This is a genomic window from Metabacillus sp. 22489 (assembly GCF_052044855.1).
Lineage (GTDB): Bacteria > Bacillota > Bacilli > Bacillales > Bacillaceae > Metabacillus > Metabacillus niabensis.
In genome coordinates this window covers 1-10,038 of the sequence record NZ_JBQENT010000080.1, presented here as the reverse complement: position 1 = coordinate 10,038, position 10,038 = coordinate 1, and the positions used below count along the sequence as shown (strand labels likewise).

The 10,038-nt window shown below is 35.0% G+C and carries 6 protein-coding genes and 3 pseudogenes; 4 read left to right on the top strand and 5 right to left on the bottom strand.

The window, feature by feature from the left end; genetic code table 11:
* Nucleotides 1–224: 224 nt before the first annotated feature.
* The 3 genes and pseudogenes from ACTJJ9_RS25525 to ACTJJ9_RS25515 form a co-directional block, all read right to left on the bottom strand.
* Nucleotides 225–500, bottom strand: a pseudogene (locus ACTJJ9_RS25525) (transposase); the annotation flags it as partial.
* A 2-nt stretch (nt 501–502) separates the two neighbouring features.
* Nucleotides 503–668: pseudogene (locus ACTJJ9_RS25520) on the bottom strand (recombinase family protein); the annotation flags it as partial.
* A gap of 3 nt (nt 669–671) precedes the next feature.
* Nucleotides 672–1,739 (bottom strand): branched-chain amino acid aminotransferase, encoded by a 1,068-nt coding sequence (locus ACTJJ9_RS25515; protein ID WP_145585135.1) that lies wholly within the window; start codon nt 1,737–1,739, stop codon nt 672–674.
* Nucleotides 1,740–2,005: 266 nt separating this feature from the next.
* On the opposite strand from ACTJJ9_RS25515, the gene pdxR reads away from it, so the two are divergent.
* On the top strand, nt 2,006–3,565 hold the full coding sequence (pdxR, locus tag ACTJJ9_RS25510) for a MocR-like pyridoxine biosynthesis transcription factor PdxR (RefSeq protein ID WP_145585137.1): 1,560 nt from the start codon (nt 2,006–2,008) through the stop codon (nt 3,563–3,565).
* A gap of 1,308 nt (nt 3,566–4,873) precedes the next feature.
* On the opposite strand, the gene ACTJJ9_RS25505 is transcribed toward pdxR, so the two are convergent.
* Complete coding sequence (locus ACTJJ9_RS25505; protein WP_186324339.1) at nt 4,874–5,437, bottom strand: hypothetical protein; 564 nt, start codon at nt 5,435–5,437, stop codon at nt 4,874–4,876.
* A gap of 325 nt (nt 5,438–5,762) precedes the next feature.
* Here ACTJJ9_RS25505 and ACTJJ9_RS25500 point away from each other — a divergent pair, with 325 nt between their 5' ends.
* Entirely contained in the window at nt 5,763–6,959 is a 1,197-nt protein-coding gene (locus ACTJJ9_RS25500; protein ID WP_440768993.1) for an IS110 family transposase, read from the top strand.
* Nucleotides 6,960–7,346: 387 nt separating this feature from the next.
* Nucleotides 7,347–8,218 (top strand): annotated as a pseudogene (locus ACTJJ9_RS25495) (recombinase family protein).
* A 406-nt stretch (nt 8,219–8,624) separates the two neighbouring features.
* On the opposite strand, the gene ACTJJ9_RS25490 reads toward ACTJJ9_RS25495, so the two are convergent.
* Nucleotides 8,625–9,185 (bottom strand): recombinase family protein, encoded by a 561-nt coding sequence (locus ACTJJ9_RS25490; protein ID WP_145585139.1) that lies wholly within the window; start codon nt 9,183–9,185, stop codon nt 8,625–8,627.
* 359 nt (nt 9,186–9,544) lie between these two features.
* Between ACTJJ9_RS25490 and ACTJJ9_RS25485 the strand changes: the two genes are divergently transcribed.
* Entirely contained in the window at nt 9,545–9,931 is a 387-nt protein-coding gene (locus ACTJJ9_RS25485; RefSeq protein ID WP_145585141.1) for a methyltransferase domain-containing protein, read from the top strand.
* The last annotated feature ends 107 nt before the right edge of the window (nt 9,932–10,038 follow it).

Here is a 10,038-nt window from a genome sequence, read left to right as displayed (position 1 = left end):
CTGGCCGACGAACTTCCCAAATTGCTATGAATAAGATAAAGAACGTATTTAACAGGTATAGAAAAAAAATCCACTCCAACTAAAATTCCTCCTTAGTTTTTCCATTATCATGTACAAACTATGTAGCAAGTATACGTTTGGAATACGAGGAATTGTTTAGATTGACCTTTTCTCATGAGACACCTCAAATATTTTTTTGTAATTATATAGGTTGAATTAAAGACTTACATTCTTACACAAAGCCTGTTTATGACTACATCGGCTTTAGAACCAATGTCCACTACGAACTTACGGACATTGATCCGGATGTCCTGGACTCTCGAATAGAAGACATTATTAATGATGGTTTCCTTCATCCATTTCCAAAAACCCTCCATCAGATTAAGTTCCGGACTGTAAGGAGGTAGGAAGATCAATTCAAGCCGTGAACTGTTTTCTTCCAGGAAAGGCTGGATTAGTCTGGCATGGTGGATCCTTGCATTATCCAATACCATGGCAATATCTTCACTCTTCCTTGGTACTTCCCTTCAAAGCTCAATCCCTTCGCGTTGACGCATTCTGATTAGATCACGTTCTAATTGATTTACACCGGCCATAACGCTTATTAAAAATTGGCTATACGAATTTTCTTTCGATATATCTAACCAGGTGTCTTTCAAAGACTTTAAACCTTAGACCTCTAAAATCCACCCAAACTTGTCGTGTTCTTTTCCTAATTGAATATCAGTAATCGTTTTATATAATTTTCTTGATAAATCTCCTGTTTGATACTCATTTATAATCATTTTATTCTCATTCCAGTTTAATTCACCTATTGGAGATATGACAGCTGCAGTTCCTGTACCAAATATCTCTTCTACTTCCTCTTTACAGTATGATTTGTAAACGTCCTCTATGGAAATATCCTCTTCACAAACAGGTATTTTCCAGCTTCTTAAAAGCTCAATGACAGATTCCCTCGTAATCCCTCCTAGAATACTTCCATTTAATTTAGGAGTTATTACTTTTCCATTTATCTTAAAAAAGATATTCATATTTCCCACTTCCTCTACATATTTCTTTTCAATAGCATCTAACCATAAAACTTGTTCATATCCTAATTGTTTAGCTTTTATTTGAGCCCGTAAACTAGCAGCATAATTGGCTGAAGTTTTTGCAAATCCTACTCCTCCCTTTACTGCCCGTACATAATGATTTTCTACATAAATCTTAACTGCTTTTAATTGATTAGAGTAATAAGATCCTACTGGTGATAAAACAATCATAAATTTATATTGATTAGAAGGTCTTACTCCAAAACAAGGCTCTGTAGCAATAATAAAAGGCCGAATATATAAAGACGTACCTTCCTCATTAGGAATCCATTCTTTTTCTAATTTAATTAGTTGTTTAATAGCTTCTAACACAAACTTTTCTTCTAAAGGTGGAATACTAATCCGTTCACTTGAAATATTTAATCTTTTAATGTTTTTTTCTGGCCTAAATAATAATATACGGTTATCTGAAGACCTGTAAGCTTTTAATCCCTCAAATACAGCTTGACCATAGTGAAATACTGAGGCAGAAGGAACCAAATTTAAAGGCTCATAAGGTGAAATTCTAGGACTATGCCAGCCCTTATTATCTTCATAATCCATGCTAAACATATAATCTGTAAAATACTTACCAAACCCTAAAGAATGGGGATTTGGCTTATCTTTCCTCGAAGTAATTTCAATTAATTCTATAAGCTGATTCAAAATTTATACATTCCTTTCAAGTTATAATCTCCTTATTACTCATGACTAATGAAATACTTTGATACACTTAATCGTTTCAGATAGAACTGTCCTCATACAAACAGGTATAATAGCAGCAAGAACAATATAAACTTGTGATAATATAAACTTTTTTCATCCCTCTCTTTCAAAGTGATATACTTATTTCAACAATCTGAGTCTATATTATCCACAATATGATATAACAGTAAAAGGTGGAATATAACACTTATAGGGGTGAGTTTAACATGCATATCGAACTAAAACGTTCTTCCGATAAACCTTTGTCAAAGCAAATTGTACAGACATTTACAGATCGTATACAATCAGAGCTTCTGAAACCTGGAACACAATTACCCTCTATACGTAATCTTTCTAGAATTCTGCATGTTAGTTTGGTTACCGTAAGTAAAGCATACAAGGAGCTTGAAGGACGGGGTTTTATTCGATGTATCCAGGGTAAAGGCTGTTTTGTTAATTCGGAGAAATTAAATGAAGCGATAAATGAGGAAGAAGGATCTACTGCATGGCAGCTGTCAACCATCGATTATCTACCGAGAGCACAAATGTTGAAACACTTTCAAAGTGCTTTTCAAGGTTCATCAACGGATTATCGTTATCAATTTCATATATCATCGATTCATCATGAATTGCTGCCTACTGAAGAAATCGGTAAAAATATTTATCAAATTATTTTAAATAACCCAACAGTGGTTGCAAATTACGGCCCTTTTCAGGGTGATTTGGAACTTAGGAATGCATTATCCGTTTATTTTGAAGAACGAGGAATTTCGGTTAAGGGTGAAGATTTACTCATTGTAAATGGAGCTCAACAGGGGATCGATCTCATTGCCCGTACATTTGTTGGTCCAGGTGATGTCGTATATATGGAAGCTCCTACTTATTCTGGTGCTATTGATGTTTTTGCAAGCAGAGGTGCAAAAATTATTACCGTTCCTGTTGATAATGAAGGGATGAAAATTGATCTTTTGACAAAAATGTGTGATGAATATCCTCCTAAGTTGATTTATACTATTCCGACTTATCATAACCCTACGGGAACCGTCATGAGCATCAAGAGGAGAGTAAAACTTCTTCAGTTGGCGCAAAGCTATAACTGTATCATTCTTGAAGATGATACCTTCAGTGATATTTGCTTTTCTAAACAGCCACCACGTACCATTAAGTCAATAGATTCATCCGGACATGTGATCTATGTGAAAACCTTCAGCAAAATTCTGTCTCCAGGCTGTCGTATTTCTGCTATTAACACATCCGGTCCTTTTTTAAACCGACTGATTGCTGCCAAAACCATTTCGGACCTTGGCAGTCCATTAGTAACACAAAAAGCAGTATTACCTTTTATTACATCAAATCGGATGAATAAACATATCAAAAATTTGAGATCAGTACTTTATTCCCGTTGTAAGCTAGTACTTGATTTACTTAAACATCATGCACCAAAAGGTGTCACTTGGACGCAACCAGATGGAGGATTAAATATTTGGGTAACATTGCCTTCTTGGGCCAGCACAAATGAATTATTTGTGCAAGCACAAAAACAACAAATTGCTATTTTACCTGGATCAGTTTGTTATGCCGGCGAACCGGAATATAATCATTTTCGTCTTAGTTTTTCGTATTTAGAGGATGCTGTTATAAAAGAAGGAATTATTCAGTTATGTAACCTTCTCCGAACCTTTCTAGTCGATCAATCATTCACTTTAAATGAGGGGTCCCACCAACAAAACGCGGAAAACTACGCTAAGCAAACTTCATCGCATAAAGCCGATTTTTTTACACTATGAAATTATCGGCTTTTGTGTATTACGTGGATAATATGTCAAAATGTTGGTGGCCCCTAATGTGTTGCAGCAACCATTAGGGGAATAATGGAACATATGGTTATTTTTGCATATACCTCTGAATAGATCTATTATGAAAATCCCTCCTGAGATGTAAAAGATTCAGGAAGGATTTCGTAATACTTGATTGAATAATAGCTCTACTGTCTTATAAAGTTCGATCATTATCTACCTATGATTCTCTTCCACAATCGCGCACGATTGCAGAAAAATTGTTTACCTTATTTCTGAATGGAAGTTAAGAGAAAAACTATTTTGTTGAACTGATTTAATAAAGATAGAAAACATAATCTGTGGGTACACTTGAGTAACCCTGATCAATTTTTGAGTCTTGCTTTGACTGCTAGCTTTTTCATAAAACAAGCCCATTATTCCCCACCTCGATTTCCCTTAAAATCCTGTAATTATTCTTCAAAAGCAGTCTATATATAAGTATCTAAAATTCCTTATTTCGAAAAAGCGCCCGATTGTTGAGATTAAAAGCAGTTGAAGCTTGCTCGCTTTTTATCGAACATTAACAATGGAATAACACCAAATTTCAAAAGCAATGACAGACTTTTATAGCATGTATCTTAATTTCTTAAATGAGCTAGTAATTTTTTTTGGAATTCCATATTGTTTTTTTCATCAGTATTTTTACTTAATGCTTGTTCCCAATCAGCTTGTTTATAAAGAGATTTCTGATTTCCGTAAGGGTCTTTTTATTGGAGCAAATCAACTGTAGAAGATTTGTGTGAACAAGAAAAGCCCTTTTGACGTGGAGAACGAACAAGGAGTATAGACAGAAGGTCAAGGGGTTAGCAAAAAAGTTATTTGATGTTGCAAAGCTCCTTTAATCAAAAAACTTTTTGCCCCTTGACCTTCTGTTTATCCAACTTAGCTTCTAGAAGGTTGAGGGCGTAGCCTAGGAGGCTCAACCCACTGGAAGGTTAGTTGGATTACGAACTTGTACGATTCGTAGCGCAAAAGGGAGGAAAAACCAATAATAAAAGCAGCCCTTGGGCTGCTACCATTTTTCATTATGCTATTGTCTTTCGTATTACGGCTCGTTCGGTACGGCGGCTTGACGTAAATGGAACAGGAACCTACGGAATGTAGGCGCAAGTTATCAAGACCTAAATCGTAAAAAGGCATAAAAAATAGAGGTTGATACATATTAGTCATGTCTAATATGTATCAACCTCTTACTTCTTGTTCAACAAACGCGCCTACTGTTGAAGATTAATAACTTCTGTTGGTTTAGTTGAACAACTAATCTTTTATCTCATTCGGATGATCAATAGAATTTGCTATCTGAACTAAGACTTCGGGAGTCACCATATCAGAAACTCTTTTATCAATACTAAGCATATATTGCCAACTATCTCTTTCAAAAACCAATACATTAAAACCCGAAATGGCCATATACGCTGCTTCATTTCCGTTCTTTAGTTTAAAGACTTTTAAAACATACTTATCCCTGATGGGTATTTTATGCTTTATAGGTCGAACATCGATTTTGTAATGATTTTCTGGTGAATTATCACTTATAACTTCCACTTCAAAAGAGTCATTTATGTCACCCTCCAAATCATTAAATCGTCCAAAATAATGAGTGAAAGTTATTGGTGGTACTCTAAGTGGCAATTTCAAGTCTTGTTTAAAATGTTGCTCAAAATCCCTTATTGCTTCTTCAACAGTTTGATATCCAATTTCAGGATAAATTTCTTCATTAGATCTGGGTTTGTCGTTATCACTCGCACAGACTGTACCAATATTCGTTGTACAAATTAAGATACTGAATACAAGTAATAAAAGAGAAATACTTTTGTTCATTCACATCACCCTAAAATTATATTTAGGTGTATTTTACCCAAGTCATTTACAACTATCCTTATTCAAGTAAATGGCCCAATCGTATTATAAGGTCATCCAGAATTATATCTGGTTGGCCTATTTTTAATAGGTTATTCTTTAGGTAGCCGGGGTAGGACGTTATGGCCCTTGGGACTTGATCCCGTCCGTTATACTGTCCACCCCCTACTTGTAGAAACATGTTTGAGGCTGGTTGGGGCTTTGACCCCGAATAACAAGCGAAGCTATGAAACTACAAGATAGTCAGGGGCTGCCGGCAAATACAGTAAAAGGAGATGGATAAAATATGGATCCAGTCATTGGTCTGGATGTCTCAAAAGGAGAAAGCCAAGTCCAAGCTTTCTTGGCAAGAAATCAACCTTTTGGGAAAACCTTTAAGTTTAAGCATGATATCAATGGTTTACATGATTTTTATGTATTTTACAAGGAGCTCAAATTAAACGCTGAAGCAGACCCTGTGGTCATTTTTGAATCTACTGGACACTATCATGAGCCTGTACTTCAGTATCTTGAGGAAAGGAGGATAACCTACTATTTAGTGAATCCAGTGGTTTCTTACGAAACTAAAAAGAGTAGCCTTCGAAAGGTTAAGTCAGACCCAGCTGATGCTCGGCATTTATGCGAACTCTACTACAAAGAAGATCTAGAAACATTTCACCGAAAAAATGTTCAAACCATGAACTTACGTAATTTATCTAGACAACATGATTCATTAACTCGTAATTACGTACAGTTAAAGCTACAGTTTCAAACGATTCTAGATCAAGTTTTCCCTGAATATAAAGGCGTTTTTGGGAATTTGTATTCACAGATATCTTTAAAGACCTTGCTTTTATATCCTACTTCCGACGTCGTTTTAAAGGCAAAAACAGATGAAATAGCGAGTGTGATGCATAGTCTAGGAGGAAAACGTTCGTATGCATGGTTTTGGGATAAAGCGAATAAGATTAAAGAAGCAGCAGAAAGGAACCCATTTAAAAAGACCCTATATCAGAGCCATTTAGTGACGTTAAAGATGTACATCCAAATGCTTCTTCAACAAAAAGAGTTTCTATCCATTCTAGAACAAGAGATTGATCAATTAGCTATGCAGTTTGAAGAGTATGAGATTCTCCGTTCCATACCGGGGGTAGGATGTAAGATTGCGGCTACATTCATCTCCGAAATAGGAGAAATCAAGCAGTTTAGTCACCCTAAAAAGCTAGTGGCCTATGCAGGAATTGATCCCAGGATCTATCAATCAGGTAAGTTTACAGCTACCATAAACCGCATCACGAAAAGGGGATCTTCCAAGCTACGACAAGCTTTATATACAGCTGTTCAGTGTGGATTAACGAATAATCGAAACACCAAACTTAGAGAGTTTTACGACAAAAAAAGAAGTGAGGGAAAACCTCACAAAGTAGCGATAATAGCCAGCGCTAACAAGCTATTACATTGGATTTATGCCATTCTAAAGCATAAAGAGAGTTTCATAGCATAACGAATGCAAAATAATTACATTAATTGCAAAAACTTCAAATTATTGTTTTGAAGTCTCTTTGTCATGCCTTTTTTTATTGTAACATTACTTATGAATCAATATTAAGTCAAAAGTGTTGACTTATATTAGCTGGTATTCTGGAATAAGCATATAAAGGAACTATCCCACTTTACATTATAATACAGAGGTTGTGATCCCACCTTATTATAAATATCTGATTCTACTAACAGGAAAACCCCTTATCAAAAACGAATGTTTTTGATAAATGTAACTTTCAAAATTTTTTAGTCGCAAAATCCTTGTTCATTCGCTATCAAAACTATTATCAAAAACAAATTAACAATAAGCCCCCTTAATGATAATATTATTAGTATCAAAAGGGGGCTTATGATGCAATACACTTATGGATATGCAAGAGTTAGTACCAAGCAACAAGATTTGATTCGACAACTGCATTTGTTAAGCGAATACAACTGCACCGAAATATTAACAGAAAAAATGTCAGGTACAAAAACGAATAGACCAGAACTTATTCGATTAAAGGATAAAGTTAGACCCGGAGATACAATCGTTGTAGAAAGTTTTTCAAGATTAGGCCGAAGTACAAAAGATTTGATAGAGTTAGTTGAATACTTTGATGATAAAAATGTTAAATTGATTAGCATAAAAGAGAATTTTGATACAAATACACCACAAGGTAAACTTATGCTTACTGTATTTCAGGCATTCAGCCAATTCGAAAGAGATCTAATTGCTCAACGAACAAAAGAGGGGTTAGAGAGTGCAAGAGCCAGAGGAAGAAATGGCGGCCGTCCAAAAGTGAGAGAAAAACAGATAAAGAAAGCTCTTAATCTATATAACTCTAAGGAATACAGTATTAGCGAGATTGTAGAAATGACCGGAATAAGTCAAGCAACATTATATCGTTACATAAAAACAACAAGGCAAAACAAAGAGGAACAAGCTCATATTGATATAGAAAACACTGCAAAAATAAGAATGTGGCTGCGAATAGAAAATAACAATAAATTTGTACGTAGCAAAGGAAAGGTAAGAAAAAGTGTCGAGCAGTTCCTGAAAGATAATTACAAAATGGAGATCATAGCTAACGAGTATATAATCTACGTCCCTTATACAACTGTCGATGCGTTAAAAAAACAGTGTATGATATTCTCGCTGAATTAGATAGTGAGGCTGATATGAGGAATTGTTTTATTGAAGCAGATGTTTATTGCGATGAATTAGGACTCTCATGGTAATTTCAAGGATTTCTCTTTCTTTACCATATTAAATAAGTAAATTACTTTTATTGGAAGAAATCCTGCGGACTAGAGCAGCTACCCTGTCACTAGGCCTTAATCAAATGAAATATTGCATAACTTGAAATTAAACTTTTTGACATGATGAATTCAAAGAATAATAAGCTTGTCATAAAGCGTGCTTTTTGACAGTAACCGGCATAAAAAATAACTTATATTACTGTTGTTGTTTTAAAAACGGTAGTCATGTTATTCCAAGGGGCCATATTGTTGAATAAAATGTTAAATTTACATAGTGAAGATCTAATGAAAAAGCCTAAGAATTCCATTATTAGGCCCAGTACCAGCGTTGCTGTAACCAGGGGCAAAGTAGACATAGCTTAAGCACCTCTTGCCCCATTGGTTACTAGTTAGTCTCTTTATTGTTTTGTATCTTACGATATAGAGTCATTCTAGAGATACCGGCTTTCTCTGCAGCATCTGTACGACTTATGCCTTGATCGATAAGATATAGGGCATAATTAACCTTTTCCTCATCGGTTTTCGGTCTTCCAGGATGTTTCCCTCTTTTCCTTGCAGCCTGGATTCCTTCCTTTGTCCGTTCAGAAGTTAAATCTCTTTCAAATTGAGCAATTCCAGCGAAAATGGTAAACAACATTTTTCCATGTGCTGTGGTTGTATCTAGCCATGATTCCTTTAGACTTTTCAAGTGTGCTCCTTTTTGAGAAATTAATTCCGTGATCTCAATCAGATCTTTTGTAGAACGTGATAATCGAGTTAGATCTGTTACAACTACCGTATCTTCCGGACGAAGAAACTCTAACATACGATCCAACTCCGGTCGGTTCCGTTTTGTTCCAGTTACCTTTTCAAAGAAAATGCGATCGCATCCAAATTCTTCAAGTTGCTTCTTTTGGCGATCTAAATTTTGGTCTAATGTAGAAACACGCATATAGCCAAACTTCATATTCATCCTCTCCTCTACCGAATATTGTACCAAAAACGATTAGAGAGGAATATTGTTACAAATATTAATGTTACATATTTTTGTTACATCTACTATGCAAGTTTACTAGGTTAAAAACATATCACTAAACAGCGTAACAAAAACGAACGTTTTTGTGACGGTAATTGCATAAAAAAGTCTACTATATAAAAAGTAGCGATAAACTTTTGATATTATATGTTTTATGATAGTAAAGTTAAAAACTTCAGTCATTCTATTCCACAATCAGTCCATATTCTGGAACAATGAAGGAATTTAGAGTCTAAAAGAGAAATTTAAACAAAGATATTGTGGCTTGAGTATTATTTAATCGGAAGGAAGTGATTAAAATTAAAAGTCAAAAAGTTCTTTATGATGTTATGCAACACCCAGAATGGGTACAACCTCATAGTGACAAATGGTATTCGCAACTAGGAGGAAGTTACAATTACCCTTGGAAGTCTCAATTTGAAGAACCAACAGCTGCTATGGTATTGTCACAAAAGATTGATTCACTTGTAGATAAAAATTTTTGTATTCTTGATGTTGGATGTGGCCACGGTGAATTTACATATCAATGGAATTCAAAAGTAAAAGAAGTTGTAGGAATTGATGTAGTAGAGGAGTTCATTCAAACAGCAAATATAAATAAGCCATCATATTCAGTTGGATTTTTAACAGTAAATCATAATGGGGTAGCGTCAGGAAAATGCGAATTGGGAGTGTAATATTAACTGTGTAAGTAAGGAATGCGTACGGTTCCTTACTCACACAGTTTTTTATTTGATAGAATAATAAGTATAAAGCTAAAGGAGTGGTTTCAGTGGGGAAATTG